The sequence below is a fragment of the Staphylococcus sp. SA22 genome (assembly GCF_054165785.1).
This window is the reverse complement of record NZ_JBSZQY010000001.1, coordinates 211,726-233,881: the sequence shown is the minus strand read 5'-3', so window position 1 is coordinate 233,881 and position 22,156 is coordinate 211,726. Positions and strand designations below refer to the sequence as shown.

The 22,156-nt window shown below is 32.5% G+C and carries 22 protein-coding genes and 1 riboswitch; of the genes, 12 read left to right on the top strand and 10 right to left on the bottom strand.

Annotated features, from left to right (window positions below; genetic code table 11):
* Positions 1–295: 295 nt before the first annotated feature.
* Complete coding sequence (cvfB, locus tag ACXQH5_RS01065; RefSeq protein ID WP_001162352.1) at positions 296–1,198, bottom strand: RNA-binding virulence regulatory protein CvfB; 903 nt, start codon at positions 1,196–1,198, stop codon at positions 296–298.
* Between the two features lie 146 nt (positions 1,199–1,344).
* Here cvfB and ACXQH5_RS01060 point away from each other — a divergent pair, with 146 nt between their 5' ends.
* From ACXQH5_RS01060 to lysA, 9 genes are all read left to right on the top strand, one after another.
* Complete coding sequence (locus ACXQH5_RS01060; protein ID WP_000942303.1) at positions 1,345–2,946, top strand: ABC-F family ATP-binding cassette domain-containing protein; 1,602 nt, start codon at positions 1,345–1,347, stop codon at positions 2,944–2,946.
* Between the two features lie 602 nt (positions 2,947–3,548).
* Positions 3,549–3,724: riboswitch (Lysine riboswitch) on the top strand.
* Between the two features lie 81 nt (positions 3,725–3,805).
* Positions 3,806–5,011, top strand: coding sequence for an aspartate kinase (locus tag ACXQH5_RS01055; RefSeq protein ID WP_000258709.1), 1,206 nt, complete (start codon positions 3,806–3,808; stop codon positions 5,009–5,011).
* A 63-nt stretch (positions 5,012–5,074) separates the two neighbouring features.
* Positions 5,075–6,064 (top strand): aspartate-semialdehyde dehydrogenase, encoded by a 990-nt coding sequence (locus tag ACXQH5_RS01050; protein WP_057504503.1) that lies wholly within the window; start codon positions 5,075–5,077, stop codon positions 6,062–6,064.
* Position 6,065: 1 nt separating this feature from the next.
* The gene (dapA, locus tag ACXQH5_RS01045) at positions 6,066–6,953 is read left to right on the top strand and encodes a 4-hydroxy-tetrahydrodipicolinate synthase (RefSeq protein WP_000149266.1); all 888 of its coding nucleotides are present in this window, start codon (positions 6,066–6,068) and stop codon (positions 6,951–6,953) included.
* Positions 6,950–7,672 (top strand): 4-hydroxy-tetrahydrodipicolinate reductase, encoded by a 723-nt coding sequence (dapB, locus tag ACXQH5_RS01040; RefSeq protein WP_000698238.1) that lies wholly within the window; start codon positions 6,950–6,952, stop codon positions 7,670–7,672. The genes dapA and dapB overlap by 4 nt, the downstream gene beginning before the upstream one ends.
* 26 nt (positions 7,673–7,698) lie before the next feature.
* Complete coding sequence (gene dapD, locus ACXQH5_RS01035; RefSeq protein ID WP_000249844.1) at positions 7,699–8,418, top strand: 2,3,4,5-tetrahydropyridine-2,6-dicarboxylate N-acetyltransferase; 720 nt, start codon at positions 7,699–7,701, stop codon at positions 8,416–8,418.
* 142 nt (positions 8,419–8,560) lie between these two features.
* Positions 8,561–9,712, top strand: a complete 1,152-nt coding sequence (locus tag ACXQH5_RS01030) for an amidohydrolase (protein WP_001003796.1) — start codon at positions 8,561–8,563, stop codon at positions 9,710–9,712.
* A 4-nt stretch (positions 9,713–9,716) separates the two neighbouring features.
* Positions 9,717–10,802 carry an alanine racemase gene (locus tag ACXQH5_RS01025; RefSeq protein ID WP_000127590.1) on the top strand — a complete coding sequence of 362 codons (1,086 nt, stop codon included), beginning with the start codon at positions 9,717–9,719 and terminating at the stop codon, positions 10,800–10,802.
* On the top strand, positions 10,792–12,057 hold the full coding sequence (gene lysA / locus ACXQH5_RS01020; protein ID WP_000216951.1) for a diaminopimelate decarboxylase: 1,266 nt from the start codon (positions 10,792–10,794) through the stop codon (positions 12,055–12,057). The genes ACXQH5_RS01025 and lysA overlap by 11 nt, the downstream gene beginning before the upstream one ends.
* A 93-nt stretch (positions 12,058–12,150) precedes the next feature.
* Here the strand turns inward: lysA and ACXQH5_RS01015 are convergent, their stop codons facing one another.
* The 4 genes from ACXQH5_RS01015 to msaA all read right to left on the bottom strand — a co-directional run bounded on the left by ACXQH5_RS01015 (position 12,151) and on the right by msaA (position 14,179).
* Positions 12,151–12,768 (bottom strand): FMN-binding negative transcriptional regulator, encoded by a 618-nt coding sequence (locus ACXQH5_RS01015; protein WP_000558407.1) that lies wholly within the window; start codon positions 12,766–12,768, stop codon positions 12,151–12,153.
* 133 nt (positions 12,769–12,901) lie between these two features.
* On the bottom strand, positions 12,902–13,303 hold the full coding sequence (gene msaC, locus ACXQH5_RS01010) for a sarA expression modulator MsaC (protein WP_000876210.1): 402 nt from the start codon (positions 13,301–13,303) through the stop codon (positions 12,902–12,904).
* Between the two features lie 196 nt (positions 13,304–13,499).
* Positions 13,500–13,700 (bottom strand): cold shock protein CspA, encoded by a 201-nt coding sequence (cspA, locus tag ACXQH5_RS01005; protein WP_000809131.1) that lies wholly within the window; start codon positions 13,698–13,700, stop codon positions 13,500–13,502.
* Positions 13,701–13,870: 170 nt separating this feature from the next.
* Positions 13,871–14,179 carry a regulatory protein MsaA gene (msaA, locus tag ACXQH5_RS01000; protein ID WP_000269923.1) on the bottom strand — a complete coding sequence of 103 codons (309 nt, stop codon included), beginning with the start codon at positions 14,177–14,179 and terminating at the stop codon, positions 13,871–13,873.
* A gap of 158 nt (positions 14,180–14,337) precedes the next feature.
* On the opposite strand from msaA, the gene ACXQH5_RS00995 reads away from it, so the two are divergent.
* Genes ACXQH5_RS00995 through ACXQH5_RS00985 form a run of 3 tightly spaced genes read left to right on the top strand, consistent with a single transcriptional unit; the run spans position 14,338 to position 16,423 of the window.
* Positions 14,338–14,607: an acylphosphatase gene (locus ACXQH5_RS00995; protein ID WP_001215907.1), complete on the top strand. Its 270-nt coding sequence runs from the start codon at positions 14,338–14,340 to the stop codon at positions 14,605–14,607.
* An 18-nt stretch (positions 14,608–14,625) separates the two neighbouring features.
* The gene (locus ACXQH5_RS00990) at positions 14,626–15,255 is read left to right on the top strand and encodes a 5-bromo-4-chloroindolyl phosphate hydrolysis family protein (protein ID WP_001788788.1); all 630 of its coding nucleotides are present in this window, start codon (positions 14,626–14,628) and stop codon (positions 15,253–15,255) included.
* Positions 15,256–15,286: 31 nt separating this feature from the next.
* Positions 15,287–16,423: a toxic anion resistance protein gene (locus ACXQH5_RS00985; protein ID WP_000138424.1), complete on the top strand. Its 1,137-nt coding sequence runs from the start codon at positions 15,287–15,289 to the stop codon at positions 16,421–16,423.
* Between the two features lie 73 nt (positions 16,424–16,496).
* Here ACXQH5_RS00985 and brnQ3 read toward each other — a convergent pair whose 3' ends face one another.
* From brnQ3 to ACXQH5_RS00960, 5 genes are all read right to left on the bottom strand, one after another.
* On the bottom strand, positions 16,497–17,840 hold the full coding sequence (brnQ3, locus tag ACXQH5_RS00980; RefSeq protein ID WP_001039275.1) for a branched-chain amino acid-like transporter carrier protein BrnQ3: 1,344 nt from the start codon (positions 17,838–17,840) through the stop codon (positions 16,497–16,499).
* A gap of 224 nt (positions 17,841–18,064) precedes the next feature.
* Complete coding sequence (locus ACXQH5_RS00975) at positions 18,065–19,951, bottom strand: nitric oxide reductase activation protein NorD (RefSeq protein WP_001283670.1); 1,887 nt, start codon at positions 19,949–19,951, stop codon at positions 18,065–18,067.
* Positions 19,952–19,964: 13 nt separating this feature from the next.
* Positions 19,965–20,756: an ATP-binding protein gene (locus ACXQH5_RS00970; protein ID WP_001185421.1), complete on the bottom strand. Its 792-nt coding sequence runs from the start codon at positions 20,754–20,756 to the stop codon at positions 19,965–19,967.
* A gap of 180 nt (positions 20,757–20,936) precedes the next feature.
* Positions 20,937–21,140, bottom strand: a complete 204-nt coding sequence (locus tag ACXQH5_RS00965; RefSeq protein WP_000902174.1) for a DUF6501 family protein — start codon at positions 21,138–21,140, stop codon at positions 20,937–20,939.
* A gap of 28 nt (positions 21,141–21,168) precedes the next feature.
* Positions 21,169–21,978, bottom strand: a complete 810-nt coding sequence (locus ACXQH5_RS00960; RefSeq protein WP_000334509.1) for a VOC family protein — start codon at positions 21,976–21,978, stop codon at positions 21,169–21,171.
* Positions 21,979–22,156: the final 178 nt, after the last annotated feature.

The window sequence follows — 22,156 nt, the reverse complement described above, 5'->3', positions numbered from 1 at the left end:
TATGAACAACAAATAGTATTTGTATTGATTACATCTTTATCTTAACCTTGAATTATTAACCTCATTTTTAGAAACTGTAAATGTTACATAAATGTTTGTTAAGAAAATGTAAATATTATTTTTTGTTAATCTAAAAAATATTGCTTCATTAGTAAAATTAAAATGCTCCTGAAAAATTATCGAAATTTAAATATGAACACAAAAAAATGGACAGATGAAATTCAAAAACTACTTCATCTGTCCGATTTAATATTGAATATAAAAAACACGCATCCTACGATACGTGTAAAAATGATTATTCTTTTGAGTCAATTCGACTCCAACCTTTTTTAGTTAAAGTGATTTTACCTGTTTCTATATTAATAATCTTCTGTTTATATAAGTGACCGATTGCACGTTTGAATGAACCTTTACTCATATTGAATACTTCTTTAATCGCTTCAGGGCTTGATTTGTCCCAGAATGGTAATTCACCATCATATTCAACTAGTAAATCAAAGATGACTTGACCGTCATCGTCTAAACGTTCATGTGCAAGTGGTAAAAATGAACCATTTAACTCACCTTTATCATTATGCCCGATAATTCTAACTTGAACAGATTCACCTAGTCTTGGTTCAGCTTTACGTTCTGATTCATGTACGAATATTTTGTAACCTGATTCACTTAATAAGAAGCTACCAATTCGTAATACGCGGTAAGGTTTGGCTTCAATGACTTCGTTTTTTAAATTATCGTCGTGTACAGGTGTAAACATATTTTCTACAACAGATTCACTCGCTAAACGTCCATACATATGATTCTCACGGTCAATTCGTAATGTAACTAGCAAATGATCACCTGGTTGTGGCCATAGTGATTTCACTTTTGGTAAATCTTCCCATGGTACTAACACTTCACGGGGTAATCCAACATCTATACGTGCCCCATCGCGATCCGTTTTAAGTACTTTAGCAAAATCATATTTATCTTTCGTAATATCAGGCATATTTTGAGTTGCAAATAATTCACCTGAACGGTTTGGATAAATGAAGAAACTATATTCTTCACCTACTTCTAATTCATCATCATCGTTCATTTCTGATTGGTTTAACTTTACGTTTTCACCGTTTGGTCCTTTTAAAAGGTAAGTTGAGCCTTGTAACCCTACTACTTCAAGGAATTCTATAGAACCTACTATATCTTTGTCTAATGCCATGTTATTCTCCTTCGATTCTTGTATTCTTTATTATTATAACATGTGTGAGTCATTCTATCATTACAACTTATATGAGGTCGAAACTGTGACGATAATATGATATAATTCTTCCGTTAGAATATCGAATGAAAAAAAGGAGAAAATGCATGTTACAAGTAACTGATGTGAGTTTACGTTTTGGAGATCGTAAACTATTTGAAGATGTAAATATTAAATTTACAGAAGGTAATTGTTATGGATTAATTGGTGCGAATGGTGCAGGTAAATCAACATTCTTAAAAATATTATCTGGTGAATTAGATTCTCAAACAGGACATGTTTCATTAGGTAAAAATGAACGTCTAGCTGTTTTAAAACAGGACCACTATGCTTATGAAGATGAACGCGTGCTTGATGTTGTAATTAAAGGTCACGAACGTCTTTATGAGGTTATGAAAGAAAAAGATGAAATCTATATGAAGCCAGATTTCAGTGATGAAGATGGTATCCGTGCTGCCGAACTTGAAGGTGAATTTGCAGAAATGAATGGTTGGAATGCTGAAGCTGATGCAGCTAACCTTTTATCCGGTTTAGGTATCGATCCAACTTTACACGATAAAAAAATGGCTGAATTAGAAAACAACCAAAAAATTAAAGTATTATTAGCGCAAAGTTTATTCGGTGAACCAGACGTACTATTACTGGATGAGCCTACTAACGGTCTGGATATTCCAGCAATCAGTTGGTTAGAAGATTTCTTAATTAACTTTGATAATACTGTTATCGTAGTATCACATGACCGTCATTTCTTAAATAATGTATGTACTCATATCGCTGATTTAGACTTTGGTAAAATTAAAGTTTATGTTGGTAACTATGATTTTTGGTATCAATCTAGTCAGTTAGCTCAAAAGATGGCTCAAGAACAAAACAAGAAAAAAGAAGAAAAAATGAAAGAGTTACAGGACTTTATTGCTCGTTTCTCAGCTAACGCTTCTAAATCTAAACAAGCAACAAGTCGTAAAAAACAACTTGAGAAAATTGAATTAGATGATATTCAACCATCATCAAGAAGATATCCTTTCGTTAAATTCACGCCTGAGCGTGAGATTGGTAACGACTTATTAATCGTTCAAAATCTTTCTAAAACAATTGACGGCGAAAAAGTATTAGATAATGTATCATTCACAATGAATCCAAATGATAAAGCGATTTTAATTGGAGATAGTGAAATTGCAAAAACAACATTACTTAAAATATTAGCTGGCGAAATGGAACCAGACGAAGGTTCATTTAAATGGGGTGTTACTACATCATTAAGTTACTTCCCTAAAGATAACTCAGAGTTCTTTGAGGGTGTAAATATGAATCTCGTTGATTGGTTAAGACAATATGCTCCTGAAGATGAACAAACAGAAACATTTTTACGTGGTTTCTTAGGTCGTATGTTATTTAGTGGTGAAGAAGTTAAGAAAAAAGCTAGTGTGCTTTCAGGTGGAGAAAAAGTACGTTGTATGCTAAGTAAAATGATGTTATCAAGTGCGAATGTACTTTTACTTGACGAACCTACTAACCACTTAGACTTAGAAAGTATTACTGCTGTCAATGATGGTCTTAAATCATTTAAAGGTTCTATCATCTTTACTTCTTATGACTTCGAATTTATCAACACGATTGCAAATCGTGTTATCGATTTAAATAAACAAGGCGGCGTTTCAAAAGAAATTCCATATGAAGAATACTTGCAAGAAATCGGCGTTTTAAAATAAATATAATATGTAGAATTTCTTTTCGAAAATCTCTGTGTTGAGGCCCGGCTAACTTGCACATTTTTGTAAGTTGACTTACTGTCACCTTCTATATTGGGACTTATTCCCCAACTGGTATTGTTTGTAGAAATTAGGAATCCAATTTCTCTATGCGTGGCGCCGACAAGGGGTGAAAAAAGCTAGCTACAAAGTCATTTTCATTCAGTCAACTACTGTCAATATAACATTGCAGGGTCTAGGGCATTGATTCATGTCCGAGACTATATTCAATTTAATAGACATTAACTGGGCGTCTCGATGCTAATGTTTATAGCATCGAGGTGTCCTTTTTATTTTATTTTTTAACACATCAGCATAGTGAACACCCCTTCTCTAAATTACAAATACAGTTATCAACGCATTAAAAGAGTATATTTATTTAATGTGCATATTGAGTATGCTATAAGTATTTTGGATTTTATTTTTCGAAAAGTCTCATTATCACCACCTTTTATAATATAAGCAACGCTATAACTTGAATTTTCAGGTTATTCCAAAAAATCTAAATTATCGGTTTACATTCATATTTGTCATATGTATAATGAACACATACCAATTTAATAATATTTTGATGAGGCGCATCAATCATGAGTAAAGTTTAGATTACTGTCTGCTAACAGCTGAATTTGAAAGGGTGCGATGCCGAAGCGATTATAATAGCAGTTATAATTTGTTGGACTTTTTGGTTAAGAGCTGAGAGTTTGTCATTATTTAAAAATAATGGAGTGCATCACTTGTATATAGATTAAGAGCAAGTTCGCATTCCGAACTTGTTCTTTTTTTATTATTGTGTGCCCTTCCTAACAATTAGGAGGATTATATGGTAACAAGAAGTGTGTTGAAATTTGGCGGATCATCCGTCAGTGATTTTACAAAAATAAAAAGGATCGCTGAAATGTTAAAGGAGCGGGTCAATCAAGATGAACAATTAATTGTCGTTGTAAGTGCTATGGGTAACACAACAGATGAATTAATGACGAATGTATCGACATTGACTAAAACACCAAAACAACAAGAATTGGCATTATTATTGACAACCGGAGAGCAACAAACTGTATCTTATTTATCAATGGTATTAAATGATATCGGTGTGAATGCCAAAGCAATGACTGGCTATCAAGCGGGTATTAAAACCATTGGCCATCATTTAAAAAGTAAAATTGCTCAAATTAATCCTCAAACATTTGAACAAGCCTTTCAAGAAAACGATATTTTAGTAGTTGCTGGATTTCAAGGCATCAATGAACATCAGGAATTAACAACTTTAGGCAGAGGTGGTTCTGATACGACCGCTGTGGCACTTGCTGTTAGTAATCAAATACCTTGTGAAATTTATACCGACGTTGATGGTGTGTATGCCACTGACCCAAGACTTTTACCAAAAGCTAAACGACTAGACATCGTCTCATATGAAGAAATGATGGAAATGAGCGCTTTAGGTGCTGGTGTACTTGAAACAAGAAGTGTTGAATTAGCTAAAAACTATAATATCCCTTTATATTTAGGAAAAACTTTATCGAATGTGAAAGGAACATGGATTATGTCAAATGAAGAAATATTAGAGAAAAAAGCAGTTACTGGTGTGGCTTTGGATAAACATATGATGCATGTAACAATTAGTTATCCCCTACCTGACAATCAGCTACTTACACAACTATTTACGGAACTTGAAGAAGGCGCTGTAAATGTTGATATGATTTCACAAATCGTCAACTTGGATGGGCTACAACTATCCTTCACGATTAAAGATAGTGATTTTCATCAAATTTCTATGATTCTTGAAACATTAAAGAATCAATATGAAGCATTAGCTTATAAAATCAATGAGCATTATGTCAAAATTTCATTAATTGGCTCAGGTATGCGTGATATGTCAGGTGTGGCATCAAAAGCATTTTTGACATTAATTGAAAATAATATCCCTTTCTACCAAACAACAACATCTGAAATAAGTATTTCATACGTCATTGATGATTTTAATGGGCAACAAGCGGTAGAAAAACTATATGACGCATTTAACATTTAATGGTAAAATGATTGTTAAAATATTCTAAAAATTGGAAATTATTATAAAATGGAGTGACAAGTTATGACAAAATTAGCAGTTGTGGGTGCAACAGGATTAGTAGGAACAAAAATGTTAGAGACATTAAATCGTAAAAATATTCCTTTCGATGAATTAGTATTATTTTCATCAGCACGTTCTGCAGGGCAAGAAGTTGAATTTCAAGGAAAAACATATACAGTTCAAGAATTAACTGATGCTCGTGCAAGTGAACATTTCGATTATGTATTAATGAGTGCTGGTGGCGGTACAAGCGAACACTTTGCCCCACTCTTTGAAAAAGCTGGTGCAATCGTTATAGACAATTCAAGTCAATGGCGTATGGCAGAAGATATTGATTTAATCGTTCCGGAAGTCAATGAACCTACATTTACAAGAGGTATCATTGCCAATCCAAACTGCTCTACGATTCAATCTGTTGTACCTCTAAAAGTATTACAAGATGCCTATAGATTAAAACGAGTGGCATATACAACATATCAGGCGGTATCAGGTTCAGGGATGAAAGGTAAAAAAGATTTAGCTGAGGGAATTAATGGTAAGGCGCCTGAAGCATATCCACATCCAATTTATAATAATGTATTACCGCATATTGATGTGTTTTTAGAAAATGGATATACAAAAGAAGAGCAAAAGATGATTGATGAAACTAGAAAGATTTTAAATGTACCAGACTTAAAAGTAACAGCAACATGTGCACGTGTTCCTGTTCAAGATAGTCATAGTGTTGAAATTAATGTAACGCTTGAAAAAGAAGCGACTGCAGAAGATATTAAAGCATTATTTGATCAAGATGACCGCGTTGTTTTAGTAGACAATCCAGAGAACAATGAATATCCAATGGCAATCAATTCTACTAATAAAGATGAAGTATTTGTTGGCCGTATACGTAGAGATGATTCATTAGAAAATACTTTCCATGTATGGTGTACATCAGACAATTTATTAAAAGGTGCTGCATTAAATGCTGTACAAGTATTGGAACAAGTTATGCGTTTAAAAGGAGCGAATTAAAATGACACATTTATTTGAGGGTGTTGGCGTTGCACTTACAACCCCTTTTACAAATAACAAAGTTAATCTTGAAGCTTTGAAAGCACACGTTAATTTTTTACTAGAAAATAATGCCCAAGCAATCATCGTTAATGGAACTACTGCTGAGAGCCCTACTTTAACAACAGATGAAAAAGAACTCATTCTAAAAACAGTTATTGATCTTGTAGATAAACGTGTTCCTGTCATAGCAGGAACTGGAACTAATGATACTGAAAAGTCAATCCAAGCTTCAATCCAAGCTAAAGCCTTAGGGGCTGATGCAATTATGTTAATTACGCCCTACTACAACAAAACGAATCAACGTGGTTTAGTAAAACATTTTGAAGCGATTGCAGATGCTGTGAAATTACCAGTCGTGCTGTACAATGTTCCTTCAAGAACGAACATGACAATTGAACCAGAAACTGTAGAAATATTAAGTCAACATCCTTATATTGTAGCTTTAAAAGATGCTACGAATGATTTTGAGTATTTAGAAGAACTGAAAAAGCGAATTGATACAAATTCATTTGCATTATATAGTGGCAATGATGACAACGTCGTCGAATACTATGAACGTGGCGGTAAAGGCGTTATTTCTGTCATTGCTAATGTAATTCCTAAAGAATTTCAAGCGTTATACGATGCTCAACAAAGCGGATTAGATATTCAAGATCAATTTAAACCAATCGGCATACTGTTATCAGCTCTATCAGTTGATATTAACCCAATTCCTATTAAAGCTTTAACAAGTTATTTAGGATTTGGAAACTATGAATTACGTCTGCCATTGATTACACTAGAAGAAACAGATACTAAAGTGCTTCGTGAAGCATATAACATATTTAAAGCGGGTGAAAATGAGTGAAAATATTACTAATTGGCTATGGCGCAATGAATCAACGCGTTGCTAGATTAGCAGAAGAAAAAGGCCATGAAATTGTGGGGGTAATCGAACCTACACCGAAAGCAACAACGCCATATCAACAATACCAACATATTGCTGATGTTAAAGATGCCGATGTTGCAATAGATTTTTCAAATCCAAATCTGCTTTTCCCTTTATTAGATGAAGAGTTTCATTTGCCATTAGTTGTGGCAACAACTGGCGAGAAAGAAAAACTACTTAATAAGTTAGATGAATTGAGTCAAAATATGCCTGTATTTTTCAGTGCGAACATGAGTTATGGCGTGCATGCACTGACTAAAATTTTAGCAGCTGCTGTTCCCCTACTTGATGATTTCGACATCGAATTGACTGAGGCACATCATAATAAAAAAGTAGATGCACCAAGTGGTACGTTAGAAAAATTATATGACGTGATTGTATCTTTGAAAGAAAATGTAACTCCTGTTTATGATAGACATGAATTAAATGAAAAACGCCAGCCACATGATATTGGTATTCATTCTATTCGTGGAGGTACGATTGTCGGTGAACATGAAGTTCTATTTGCCGGCACTGATGAAACGATTCAAATCACGCATCGTGCACAATCAAAAGATATTTTTGCGAATGGTGCAATACAAGCAGCAGAACGCTTAGTTAATAAACCAAACGGCTTTTATACGTTTGACAACCTATAAACATATTAAAGGAGATCGATTATTTTATGGTACAACATTTAACAGCTGAAGAAATTATTCAATATATAAGTGATGCTAAAAAGTCTACACCAATAAAAGTATATTTAAATGGTAATTTTGAAGGCATCACATATCCAGAAAGTTTTAAAGTATTTGGTTCAGAACAATCTAAAGTAATCTTTTGTGAAGCAGATGATTGGAAACCTTTTTACGAAACATATGGTAGTCAATTCGAAGATATAGAAATTGAAATGGATCGCCGCAATTCTGCCATTCCATTAAAAGACTTAACAAATACTAATGCACGTATTGAACCAGGTGCATTTATTAGAGAACAAGCTATTATTGAAGATGGTGCTGTCGTTATGATGGGCGCAACAATTAATATTGGCGCAGTCGTTGGCGAAGGTACGATGATTGATATGAATGCTACTCTCGGTGGTCGTGCTACAACTGGTAAAAATGTACATGTAGGGGCTGGCGCAGTATTAGCAGGCGTGATTGAACCCCCTAGTGCTTCACCAGTTATAATCGAGGATGATGTATTAATCGGTGCAAATGCAGTTATTTTAGAAGGTGTATGTGTTGGTAAAGGTGCTATTGTTGCAGCTGGCGCGATTGTGACACAAGATGTACCAGCTGGTGCAGTTGTTGCTGGTACACCTGCGAAAGTGATTAAGCAAGCTTCTGAAGTACAAGATACTAAAAAAGAGATTGTAGCAGCATTAAGAAAACTGAATGACTAGTGACGTCAACGTATAATAATTTCAAGGTTGAGATACGATTATGTCTCAACCTTATTGTTTATCATTGAATAAACTTATGATCACAAATTTCGAAATACGTTACACTATTTATATAGTAATTTAACACAAAGGATTGATAATTATGAATGAATTAGAATTTGTTACGAAACATCGCCGTCATTTACATCAACATCCTGAATTAAGCTTACATGAATTTGAAACAACTGCTTATATTAAAGCATTTTTAGATAGTTTAAATATTAAATACGATTGCCCATTGGAAACTGGCGTCATTGCATACTTAGAAGGTAATGGCTCACATACGATAGCGTATAGAGCTGATATTGATGCGTTACCTATTTTAGAGGAAAATGATGTGCCTTATCGCAGTCAATCTGATCATGTGATGCATGCTTGTGGACATGATGGTCATACAACTGCATTAATGCTTTTTGTACAACGTTGCAAAGACATGCAAGATGCGGGTCAATTACCGCAAAATGTCGTTTTCATTTTCCAACCTGCAGAAGAAACTGGTGGCGGTGCAAATCGATTAATAAAAGCCGGTGCCTTTGATAAGTATCCAATTGAAGCGGTATTTGGTATTCATGTTAATCCATTTGCTGATGAAGGCATTGCAGTGATAAGAGATGAAGAAATTACGGCCAGTGCAACAGAGTATCGCTTTTTCTTAACAGGCCTGTCAAGTCATGTTGCTGATAAAGAACAAGGTCATTCTTGTGGTGAAGCATTACAACATGTATTAACTCAAATATCACAAATTCAACAATTTCACCTTAACGGTTTGAAACGAAATATTGTTCATATTGGTCATTTTAAAGCTGGTGAAGCGATTAATACTGTACCAAGTAATGGTTATTTAGAAGGTACAATTCGTACATATGATATTGATGATTTAACAATCGTTAAAAATCAAATGCAAAAGATAGCAGAAAGTGTCAAGCTTCTGTTTAATGTAGACTGTGAAGTTAAATTTGCAGAAGGTTATCCCCCTACAATCAATAGTCCGAAATTACGTACTCAAATAGAGGACGCTTTAATAAAAGCTGATTTAAATGTCTATGACAAACCAACGCCATTCTTATTTGGGGAAGATTTTAGTTTTTATGGTCAACAACTAGCTCCAGCTTACTTTGTTTTTATAGGAACACGAAATGAAGATAAAGGTTTTGTAACTGGTTTGCACACATCACATTTAAATTTTGATGAAAAAGTGTTAATAAACGTGGCTAATTTTTACGAAAATTTATTAAATAATTACAAAGAGGTGTAATACATTGACAGCAACATGGTCTGTAAATAAGAAAATATTTTTACAAAATGCAATCACAGTCAAAAACAATCAGCCATTAATGGCAGTTGTTAAAAATAATGCATATCACTATGACCTAGAATTTGCTGTAACTCAGTTTATCCATGCAGGTATAGATACATTTAGTACAACATCACTACGAGAAGCAATTCAAATTAGACAACTTGCTCCAGATGCAACAATCTTTTTAATGAATGCAGTTTACGAGTTTGATTTAGTCCGTGAACATCAAATACACATGACTTTGCCGTCGTTGACATATTACTATAACCATAAAGATGATTTAGTAGGTATTCATGTTCACTTAGAATTTGAAAATTTATTACATCGGTCTGGATTTAAAGATTTAAACGAAATTAAAGAAGTATTGAAAGATCACCATCAAAATCAAAATGCAAAAATGATCATTAGTGGTTTATGGACCCATTTTGGATATGCTGATGAATTCGATGTGTCAGATTATAATATTGAACGTTCACAATGGATGGAAATTGTTGAAGCACTCTTATCTGAAGGTTATCAGTTCGACCTAATCCATGCTCAAAATAGTGCGAGTTTTTATCGGGAAGGACAAATATTACTACCCCACCATACACATGCGCGTGTAGGTATTGCGTTATACGGTTCAAGACCATATAGTTCACTGAATCAACATGATATAGTTCAGTCATTAACTGTAAAAGCACATGTTATTCAAGTGCGCGAAGTACAAGCGGGTGATTATTGCGGTTATAGCTTTGCCTTTGAAGTGACTAAAAACAATACAAAATTAGCTGTAGTTGATATCGGTTATGGCGATGGAATTTTAAGAACTCGTGCTAAACATGAAGCACTTATCAATGGTAAACGCTACCCGATACGTGCATTAATGATGAGCCATATGTTTGTTGAAGTAGATGGCAATGTACATGCACAAGATGAAGTTATTCTTTATAATAATGATATCCGCATCGATGAATATACTTTTAAAGGTGTTGGTGCAAATTCTGAACAATTAAGTGCTATGAATCATGATTCTTTAAAAAAGGAGTACATTTCAAATGACTGTTAAATATAATCAAAATGGCGAATTAACAATGGATGGTATTAGTTTAAAAACGATTGCGCAAAGCTTTGGTACACCTACCATTGTTTATGATGAACTGCAAATTAGAGAACAGATGCGCCGTTACCATCGCGCATTTAAAGATAGTGGATTAAAATACAATATTTCATACGCCTCAAAGGCATTTACTTGCATTCAAATGGTCAAACTTGTAGCTGAGGAAGATTTACAGTTAGATGTTGTTTCTGAAGGTGAATTATATACAGCGTTAGAAGCAGGTTTTGAACCGAGTCGGATCCATTTCCATGGTAACAATAAAACGAAACATGAAATTAGGTATGCTTTAGAAAATAACATCGGTTATTTTGTTATAGATTCATTAGAAGAAATTGAATTAATAGACCGCTATGCTAATGATACGGTTCAAGTTGTATTACGAGTTAATCCAGGTGTTGAAGCACATACACACGAATTTATTCAAACTGGTCAAGAAGATAGTAAGTTTGGCTTATCAATTCAATATGGCTTAGCTAAACAAGCAATTAACAAAGTGCAACAATCTAAACATCTTAAATTAAAAGGTGTACATTGTCATATTGGTTCACAGATTGAAGGTACAGAAGCATTTATTGAAACTGCTAAAATTGTTTTACGTTGGCTTAAAGAGCAAGGCATTCAAGTTGAATTATTAAACCTTGGTGGTGGCTTTGGTATTAAATATGTTGAAGGTGACGAAAGTTTCCCTATCGAAAGTGGTATTAAAGATATTACAGACGCAATAAAATCTGAAATTAAAGTTCTAGGTATAGATGCACCAGAAATAGGTATTGAACCGGGACGATCTATTGTAGGTGAAGCTGGCGTTACTTTATATGAAGTTGGAACCATTAAAGAGATTCCAGAGATTAATAAATATGTTTCAATCGATGGCGGTATGAGTGATCATATCAGAACTGCACTTTATGACGCAAAGTATCAAGCATTGCTTGTTAATAGAAATGAAGAAGCAGATGACAGTGTAACTATAGCTGGAAAATTATGTGAGTCTGGTGATATCATTATTAAAGACGCTAAATTACCTTCATCAGTCAAACGTGGAGACTATCTTGTTATATTATCAACTGGTGCATATCATTACTCTATGGCATCCAATTACAACCAAATGCAAAAGCCTTCTGTGTTTTTCTTAAAAGATGGCAAAGCACGTGAAGTTATAAAGCGACAATCGTTAAGACAACTTATTATTAATGATACAAAATAAAAATAAACAAAGTAATCCCCGAAGAACAGAAAATTATACTGTGACTCGGGGAATTTTTAAGATTATTTAATTAAGAGTTTATTGCTTGTTGGTTTATGAATATGGATGAATATTTTTCATTACTTGAGCTACAGCAACACTGCTTGCATTAGATTCATCTTCTAGCTTTTCAATTATGTTATTATAATCCTTTTCATTACGATTCTGACTCATTTTGTATGCAGCCTCTATCTTGTGTATCTTGACTTTAAAGCCTACAATACCTTTGGCCTGCATTTTGGTATTTTCAGAAATATTGTCCCATAATACTGGGTCTTCACGATGCCTTTCATACTTTACCAATAGTCTTTTCAAGTCATCTATTGTTTCTTCCTCACTTAATATACTTGATTCACCATATAAATGAACTGCTTGATAATTCCATGTAGGTACATTTTCTTTTTCATACCACGCTGAAGAAACGTAAGAATGTGCACCTTGATATATGATTAATACATTTTGATTATCTTTTAATGTATTACATTGAGGATTTGTTTTAGCTAGATGCCCACTAATATAATAGTCGTCCCCTTTTTTATCTAAAACTAATGGTACATGGGTAGCTATAGGCTTTACTCGATCCACAGTTACAATCATTCCAAAAGAATTACTATGAATAAACTTTTCGATTTCTTTAAAATCATCTACTTGAAAATACTTTGGCACATGCATATGATCTCCCCCTGTGAATAACAATTCATTTTAATATATTTTATCATTAAAAAATCTAAGGATAAATAAGTTAGAGTAATGCCATAGTATCACTCATTTATAAAATAAACTATGAAACAAAAATAATTAGGCTTTAACTTTTAGTTTTAACTTGCTTTTTTAAATAATATAAAATGATAAGGATTAATAACAAATACAGTGTAAAAAATAAAATTTCATCAAATCCAAAATCTTTACTTGTAATTAATACATCAATATGTTCTAATTCCATCATCTCTGTTTTAATATAACTATTAAATCTTGGTAAGGCCATTAAATGTACATTGTAAATATAGTAATAAAAGTCTATAAAAATTATGTTAAAAAATATGTATGTCTTATCTAAATTAGTTTTAAAGAATAATATTCCTGATATCGTAATTGGAATAACTAGAATCATCATCATTGCTGCTAAAATATTAATATTTAAACCAATTGCAGATAATACACCGAAAACTAATAAATTAGCAACTAAACTAAGGATAAGATATTTCATAAAATCACCTCGTCGTTGTACACCATAATTATATTATATAAATATAATTTTCTATTGCAAACAATGTTGGTGATATAAAAAAAGAGTTCTCAATTTGGTTGAGAAACTCATCGCGTTAAGTATTTGTAATAAGCATATAAAAACACCTTACTTCTTGGTAAGGTGTTAGTTAAAATCAATGATTCAAATCTAAGAATTATAGTTTAACAACGTTTGCAGCTTGTGGACCGCGGTCGCCTTCAACTACTTCAAACTCAACAGCTTGACCTTCTTCTAATGATTTGTAACCATCTTGGTTAATTGCTGAAAAATGTACGAATACGTCATTTTCTCCTTCAACTTCGATAAAGCCGAATCCTTTTTCAGCGTTAAACCATTTAACTGTACCTTGTTTCATAATCTGAAACCTCCAAGACTAAAATTCATTCAATATGCTTATTCGCATATTACAAAAAAGACATGCAAATTTCACTCAAATATTCTTTGCAATATGGAATAATCATCTGCTTAACTTGTATTATAGTGCAGTTATTACCAAATTGCAATACAATAATAAAAAATATTCATTTAATCAATTATTGGTAGTTTATAATATACTTCATTATTTTGTAAAACAATGAAACTATAAAATATTTGTAAATCCTCTTCACAATCTTCGCAATAGTTCATGTCACAATTATTATAAAATGCATAAATATTATATTTGCCTGTGACATAATTATCGAACTGAACTTTACATTGATTAATCAATTGTTGATAGTGCTTAAACATGTCATCAAAATCTTGATATTGATATTTTTCAACAATGTTTTCTGGCCAGTCACTGAATAACCACCATCCCTCATAATCGGCTCTAATTTTGGTAACTGTCCACATTATTAAAGACCCCTTCCATACTTCAAAAACTCTATACTTATTTTTATACCTTTATCCTCTGAAAATCAAGTTTGACGACTTGAAACAAAGTATTAACTATAGTAATTATTAGTTTTTTTAAGTAAAACTACGTATAATAATATTATGAGGTGGTAAAAATGAGACATATACATTTACAAGTATTCGGACGCGTTCAAGGCGTCGGATTTAGATATTTTACACAACGCATTGCAATGAACTATAACATTGTCGGTACTGTTCAAAATGTAGATGACTATGTAGAGATATATGCACAAGGGGATGACGCAGATATAGAGAGATTTATTCAAGGTGTAATTGAAGGTGCCTCACCAGCATCAAATGTAACGAGCCATCAACTTGAAGAGTTAGAACTAAATCAAAAATTATCGGATTTTCGATCAATATAAAATGCTAAATAAAGGAAGATGACAGTGAGATATAATATTTCTCATATATTTGGGGTGTTAGTGGGAATTCCTGTAGCGTTTTTAACAAGCATATTTGGGATGATTGCACTTGATGTATCTTTTTTAATTGATATGTCTATTGGTATTGTTGGCTTTTTAATGACATACCTACCGATACAAAAACTCACTTCACGCAAATATTTAAACGAAATTGGTTTGACTAGAAAAGACTATCGCTATATTCGAAATCAGTTAAATCATACACATCAAAAACTTAGAGGTATTTTAAAAACGTATGTCAATATAAGATCAATTAAAGATTTTAGGCAGATTAATGATATATATCAAATTTCACGTTCTATTTATACGACAGTTAGACAGAGACCTGCATCATTTTATAAAGTTGAAGGCTTTTTTTATTCTCATATTGATAATGCATTAAATTTGGTTGATGCATATACACGTCTAGCAAAAATGCCCAAAAAATCAATTAATGAACAGCAAAAATTAGAACAAACACGAATTACTTTGGATGAGGTCAAACGAACATTAATCGCTGATTTAAAGCGTCTCAACGAAGATGATTATGAACGTTTAGATATTGAAATGGAATTAAATAAGTTACATCAAAAGCATCATCAAGATTGATGTAAAATAGCAACTATTGGAGAGATGATTGATGACTGAAAATAAAAGTTTCAAAGAAAGCCATCCACTAGATGATTTTATAAGCGATAAAGAATTATCGAATACTACTATTCAAAAAGAAAAGTTAACAATTGAACAACAAAAACAGGTAGACACAATCAGTAAACAAATTAACCCTTTAGACAATGAAGGTTTATTAGCGTTTGGTTCTGGTTTACAGAAACAAATGTCTCAATTTTCACATCAAATGTTGGATGAAGTACAAAGTAAAGATGTTGGTCCTATTGGAGATACTTTGTCAGATCTCATGTCAAAACTAAAGTCAGTTAATCCAAATGAGTTAAATACTGATAAACCATCTATGTTAAAAAGAATTTTTAGCAGAGCAAAGTCGTCTATCAATGAAATCTTTTCAAGAATGCAATCAGTTAGTGCTCAAGTCGATCGCATAACGATTCAACTGCAGAAACATCAAACACATTTAACAAGAGATATTGAATTATTAGATACGCTATATGATAAAAACAAACAATACTTTGATGACTTATCATTGCATATCATTGCTGCACAGCAAAAAAAGTTGCAATTAGAAAATGAAAAGCTACCACAATTGCAACAGCAAGCGCAGCAATCCACTAATCAAATGGATATTCAACAAGTTGCAGATATGCAGCAATTTATAGATAGACTAGATAAACGCATATATGACTTACAGCTTTCAAGACAAATAGCGTTGCAAACTGCGCCACAAATTCGTATGATTCAAAATGTTAATCAAGCCCTTGCCGAGAAGATACAAAGTTCAATTTTGACAAGTATTCCACTATGGAAAAATCAAATGGCCATTGCGCTTACATTAATGAGACAACGTAATGCAGTTGCTGCACAGCGAGCTGTCACTGATACAACTAATGATTTATTAACAGCAAATGCTGAAATGTTGAAACAAAATGCGATTGAAACTGCAACAGAAAATGAGCGTGGCATTGTTGACCTTGATACATTGAAACGTACACAGCGTAACATTATTGAAACAATTGAAGAAACATTAATTATTCAACAACACGGTCGCGAAGAACGACAATTAGCTGAAAAAGAATTACAACAATTAGAACAAGATTTAAAGTCACATTTAGTGAACATCAAAGGACCGAATAAACAATCATAAATTACGAATTAGATATAACAAAAAAGGAAGCATCCTAAGATTAAATTGGAGATGCTTCCTTTTATATTATTCGTTATTCCTGTTGATATTTAATTGGATCTTGTTTTACAAATATGCCGACTAGATAGCCTAATATCGTTGCAATAATTGCTACTGGGAACCACTCTAAAGAATACGCTCTTAGAGGCAATGATTCTATAAAGTTAATTTTCAGCCAACCTAACTTACTAATAACACTGAAAATCGACAATATAAATACGATAATAACTGGAATTTGTTGTGAAATGCGTTTTGTCGGTATGAATTTGGCAATTAAAATTAATAACACAACAGTTATTGCTACTGGGTATACAATGCTTAATACCGGAATTGACATTGAGATAACAGCATTTAAACCTTGGTTAGCAATAATAAAACTCATTAAAATGAAAACTAATACAAATGCTTTGTATGATACTTTAGGTACGATTCTATGGAAATATTCAGAAACTGCAACAATAAGTCCGCATGCTGTAGTTAGACATGCCAACGCCACAATGATGCCCAATAAATATTTTCCGAATGAACCAAATCCTGTTGAAGCCATTGTCGTTAATAAATATGTCCCAATGTTTCGATCTTTGGATTTCAATTGATCTAACGTCATGTCACTTACTGGCATATGATTACCAATATAACCTAATGAAATATATATGAAAATTAAAGCAACCGCTGCAATTAAACCAGCAGTCAAAGTTTGTTTGAATATTTGATTTGTTTTAGTAATACCTGTTAGTTTTACTGCATTAACAACAATCATTGAAAATGCAATTGCTGCAATGGCATCCATTGTTAAATAGCCTTGTGTAAAGCCTTCAGCAAAACTTGAAAAATTAGAATGATATAGTGCTTCATTGCCCTTTCCAGCACTATTACCGCTAAAATCTAAGTATCCCTTAATAATCATCGCTAAAATAGTAATCAATAATAATGGTGTTAATAATGAACCAATACGATCGATTAACTTAGATGGATTTAAACAAATATACAAAACGACTATGAAGTAGATAATCGTAAATATAAATAAAGCGATACTACTATTGCTATGTATAATTGGTGTAATTGTCATTTCAAAAGATGTAGATGCAGTTCTAGGTATTGCGAAAAGTGGCCCTATAGTCAAATAAATGATGATTAAGAACAATATTGAAAATTTAGGTGAAATTTTATTTAATGCGCCAATATATCCTTCTTTATCAAGTGCACCTACAATCACACCTAATAATGGTAAACCAATCCCAGTTAGAACAAACGCTAAAATGGCGGGCCAGAAAAATTGACCACTATCCAATCCGAGATTAGGAGGAAAAATTAGATTGCCTGCGCCAAAAAACATAGCGAAGAGCGTAAACCCAATGACCCATGTATTTTTATTCATAGAGTTACTCCTTTTTTTAAAACACGAAATAATTTACAAGTAAATATTTTAGCACAAAAAATAATAAAGAGTCTATATGAAATATGTTGTACATAGCAGAAACAAAACACATGTGTTGTTTAAATCAAATTATGACAGAAAATAAAATTCTTCAAATTTACTTTTTAAATAGTAACTGATGACTTTTATTCACAATTTCATATAAACTCATATTTTAAATTTATTTATAAAGATTTAAGTAGTAATTTTTTTAATAATGGAGAGAGATGTCCAGGTAAATGCGCAACACCTTCAACGAAAATAGCATATTGACCATAAATATTATGAATTGTTTGTTCAACATCTTCAGTTATTGGATCTTGACTCAAAAATACATTAAATACTTCAATGCCAAATTTACGCGACATTTCTACAGCTTCATACGTATCAATAATACCATCTTGACTATAATTAAATGCAGACGGTTCGCCGTCTGAAAATACGATTAAAAATCGTTGATGTTGATTTCGACGCATTAATCGTTCACTTGCAACTCTAATAGCAACACCATCACGATTATCATCTTGAGGTTCAAGTGCCATAATACGTGGGCCATCTTTTTCAAAGGTTGAGTAATCATAGTTAATAATCTCATTAATGATATTTGGTTGTGCATGCTCGTCTGAATCAAAGGCATCCTCACTGAATGATAAAATTTCATGTTTAATGTTCAATGCTTTTAACGTCTCGTGGAATAACACTACACCTTTCTTCGTTTCAGCCATTTTATCATGCATACTTGCTGACGCATCAATTAACAATGTAAACGTCGCATCAAATGATTTACTTAAATCTTGTTTTTTGTAAAACAATTTATACTGATCGTCGATAAACCAATTAATTAAATCCTTTTGTAATCGCCCTTTTGTTAAATTAAAACGTGCATCTCGTTGTTCTCGTTCAATCGTTTTCTTTATAATTTGAATTAAGTCTTTGATTTCATATTGTACGTCTTGTTTCGATTCTTGATATTCTAAAACATATTGTGGCTCAATTTCAGGAATTTGCCATTTTATTTCTACATTTTTGTTCACACCATCAAGTTGAAATGCCTGGCTTTGACCAACAGCATCGCCTTCTTCACGATTTAGCGTATCGTTTGATCCTTTGCCCTTTTTGGTCATCATATCAGTCATATCGTCTGTAGCATCGCCTTCACGTGCTTCATCATTACCCAATGTTTCACTATTTTGTCCTTCGTGAAGCTCCATTTCTAAATAAGCGCCACCTTTTGATTCACTATCTGCAGATTTAGAGTCAGCTTTTTCACTTTGGTTATCATCATCTTCTGAAGTATCATCTTGCCCATCGACTTGACTTGCATCAGTTCTCTTTAAATCTTCAAACTCTGGACTAGCTAATGTATTATATAGTGTTTTAGGTAAGTAATAATATTCGTTTAGCATATCTTCTTTTAAAATATCATCTACTTGATACATAATTCTTTGAGCCAGATACATATTATCTTCAGAATTTTGATTTTGGAAAAAATTAGGTAAATATAAGAACATATTAACTAAAATATCATCTAAATCTGAATGTATAGATGGTATATCAAAGAAATCTTGACTTAAAAATGCATGTTCTAAATACAAAAATAATAAATCTGTATATTGTGTTTTAGTACGATACACTTTAATTTGAGATTCCGTATATGATATCCGTGTATCTAAGCGAAGATCAATTAATTTAGCAGTACTTGGGCGCTCAACTTTAATAGAATTTAATACGCGCATATCTTCTAATAATTTAAAAAGTTGTTGATAAAATTTAGGGTGTTTAAAAGTTTTATCTTGTACTACTTCATTTACAATTTGTACATCCATCATATGATAACCGTAAGCAGCTAACATAACATCTGTTTTTAAACCAGCCATTTCGATATGGCTTGGTCGATGTGACCAAAACCAACTCGTAATCAAAACATTTTGAACAGGATTATAGTAAGGGAATTTTTGGATTTTAACTTGTGTTTGTTCATTTTTTAATAAGAGTCGAGCTAAGTCTTGCAACATCATTACTTGCTTGGCATCTAACTGTTCGTCGTTAAATTTTATGAAACGATCACTCATGTTTTATCCCTCTTTAAAAGTTTAGTTCTACAGCATTATATATTGCTTGTTGTTCACGTTCATCTTCCAATTTATCAATAATTGTACGTTTAATTGCACGTTCAACTGGCATTACAGTGATTAAATCACACAAGTCTAATAATGCACGGATACTAGCGGCTTCTTCAGAAATTTGTCCCTGCTTAGACATAGTACGTAAATCTTCGTTAAACTTTATAATTTGTTCGATTTGTTTATCATCTTGTAATAAACTTTGCTCTTTAATCACATTTTTTAAAATGTCCCCATCAATATAGTCAACGTGAATAACAACAAAGCGATTTTTTAGTGCTTCATTCATTGGCAATGTACCAACATAACCTTCATTTATCGCTGCTATAACGTTAAATCCTGGTACAGCTTTGATTACTTCACCAGTGTATGGATTCGTAATTTGACGACGATAATCTAAGACCCCATTTAATACAGGCAATGTTTCAGGTTTAGCCATATTTATTTCATCAATATATAAAATATGCCCCTCTTTCATAGCTTTAATAACTGGACCATCTACAAAGACAATTTCTTGTTGTCCTTCCGCATTTGTTTTAATTGTTTTAAAGCCTAATAAGCTTTCTGTATCTAAATCAACAGAACAGTTGACTTGATGCATGGGTGTATCAACAACTTCACTTAATGTTTCTGCCAACTTCGTTTTCCCTGAACCTGTTGGACCTTTAAGTAAAATATTTTTATTTAAATCGAATAATGCCTTCGCATCATTGAAAACTGTTGAATCTGAATTCTTATAATGTTTTAGTGCCATTTTAAAACGTTCTCCTTTAAATAAATTAAAAAACTAAGACATGGAATAAGTTCTCCAAATGCCTTAGTTTACTATTCTATTCTGATATAAAACGCAATGCTTAGTATGCGAATTGTTTATATTTTACCAAATTTACTAATTGAAAATCTCATATTAGGCTTCATTTCAATAATTATGCGTTTAAACTTCTTTGAAATATGTTTTATAGTAACCGCCAATTAATCCTGAATTATCTATTATTTGATAATATTCTTCAGTTTCGTTGATAACATCATATTGTTTGCCTACAGTTAACATGTCAGAAACTGTAAATTTCTTTGCATCTGTATTAATGACTTCTACTTTCTTGATTGGTGTACGTTCTTTCCAAGTTTCATGTAACATAAATTTTGTCCTCACTATCGTAAAAAAATTATTTTTGTAAAGTGAATATAAACGATAATCCACTGTTTTCAGTAATTCTAATTGATTCAATATCATCTTGCTCAAGCGTTTGATATGGTATTTCCACTTCATCTAAGCGCGATTTCGCTTGATTAAAGAAATCTGCATCTTTCGTTTCAAACTCAACTTGATCGACTGCACCATATTCAGGCATTGTCATTTCGGTTTCTACAGGCATTAAATGTATTTCGCCACCTAGACCACCCGTTCCAATTTTGAATACTTGTACATGATAGTCAGCATTGTCGAAGGGTTGGTATTCTGCAAATACTTCAAGTCCGAATATATTTGTTAAAATTTGACCTGTAATATCTACATGATTCACTTTAAGAATCACTGGTCCTAAACCTTGCACTTGATGTAACGGATTGACAGCACTTTCGAAAGAAGGCATTCCTAAACCGACGCCATAATTATTCTCATTTGAGTAAATTGAGAAAATATGACCGTTATTATCTTCAAAACTAAAATATTTATTACCATTTAGCTCTTTAGTTGTTGTAAATGGAATTTCTTTACTCGATAATATTTCCGCATACTCCTCTAAACCTGAGTCAGTTGGTGTACGTAATCCAATACCAACAAAGTGAGATTCTTCTAATTGCTCACTTGGAACTTGTATAAATTGAAGTCTTGTTCCTGGGCTTATATCTGCATCGCCGAAACGAATTGAGTTTTCAAGAAGTTCTTCACAATTTAATCCTAATATGTCAACCATGAAATGTTTTGTCTGTTCTATATTTGTTGTACCTAATGTTATACTTCTAAGTCCACACATTATAGCCACCTCTATCTTTATCTTTACTATTATATTATAACTTATTTTAATCATAAATTATAGAATATCGGTCAGTTGATTTTGATTATAGATTAATATGTGAAAAATGTATTTCTTTAAAAGAACTATTTCATTTAAATAGGTAACATAATATAGTTATGGTTGCTATTGAGTATGT

Coding starts and splice junctions, on each gene's coding strand:
- msaA (WP_000269923.1), bottom strand. CDS start 14,179: ATGTGGACAGTTACCAAAATTAGAGCCGATTATGAGGGATGGTGGTTA.
- dapA (WP_000149266.1), top strand. CDS start 6,066: ATGACACATTTATTTGAGGGTGTTGGCGTTGCACTTACAACCCCTTTT.
- ACXQH5_RS00990 (WP_001788788.1), top strand. CDS start 14,626: ATGACAGTGAGATATAATATTTCTCATATATTTGGGGTGTTAGTGGGA.
- dapD (WP_000249844.1), top strand. CDS start 7,699: ATGGTACAACATTTAACAGCTGAAGAAATTATTCAATATATAAGTGAT.
- cvfB (WP_001162352.1), bottom strand. CDS start 1,198: ATGGCATTAGACAAAGATATAGTAGGTTCTATAGAATTCCTTGAAGTA.
- lysA (WP_000216951.1), top strand. CDS start 10,792: ATGACTGTTAAATATAATCAAAATGGCGAATTAACAATGGATGGTATT.
- ACXQH5_RS01030 (WP_001003796.1), top strand. CDS start 8,561: ATGAATGAATTAGAATTTGTTACGAAACATCGCCGTCATTTACATCAA.
- ACXQH5_RS01060 (WP_000942303.1), top strand. CDS start 1,345: ATGTTACAAGTAACTGATGTGAGTTTACGTTTTGGAGATCGTAAACTA.
- msaC (WP_000876210.1), bottom strand. CDS start 13,303: ATGAAATATCTTATCCTTAGTTTAGTTGCTAATTTATTAGTTTTCGGT.
- ACXQH5_RS00985 (WP_000138424.1), top strand. CDS start 15,287: ATGACTGAAAATAAAAGTTTCAAAGAAAGCCATCCACTAGATGATTTT.
- ACXQH5_RS00965 (WP_000902174.1), bottom strand. CDS start 21,140: ATGTTACATGAAACTTGGAAAGAACGTACACCAATCAAGAAAGTAGAA.
- ACXQH5_RS00960 (WP_000334509.1), bottom strand. CDS start 21,978: ATGTGTGGACTTAGAAGTATAACATTAGGTACAACAAATATAGAACAG.
- ACXQH5_RS01050 (WP_057504503.1), top strand. CDS start 5,075: ATGACAAAATTAGCAGTTGTGGGTGCAACAGGATTAGTAGGAACAAAA.
- brnQ3 (WP_001039275.1), bottom strand. CDS start 17,840: ATGAATAAAAATACATGGGTCATTGGGTTTACGCTCTTCGCTATGTTT.
- ACXQH5_RS00975 (WP_001283670.1), bottom strand. CDS start 19,951: ATGAGTGATCGTTTCATAAAATTTAACGACGAACAGTTAGATGCCAAG.
- ACXQH5_RS01055 (WP_000258709.1), top strand. CDS start 3,806: ATGGTAACAAGAAGTGTGTTGAAATTTGGCGGATCATCCGTCAGTGAT.
- ACXQH5_RS00970 (WP_001185421.1), bottom strand. CDS start 20,756: ATGGCACTAAAACATTATAAGAATTCAGATTCAACAGTTTTCAATGAT.
- ACXQH5_RS01015 (WP_000558407.1), bottom strand. CDS start 12,768: ATGCATGTGCCAAAGTATTTTCAAGTAGATGATTTTAAAGAAATCGAA.
- cspA (WP_000809131.1), bottom strand. CDS start 13,700: ATGAAACAAGGTACAGTTAAATGGTTTAACGCTGAAAAAGGATTCGGC.
- ACXQH5_RS00995 (WP_001215907.1), top strand. CDS start 14,338: ATGAGACATATACATTTACAAGTATTCGGACGCGTTCAAGGCGTCGGA.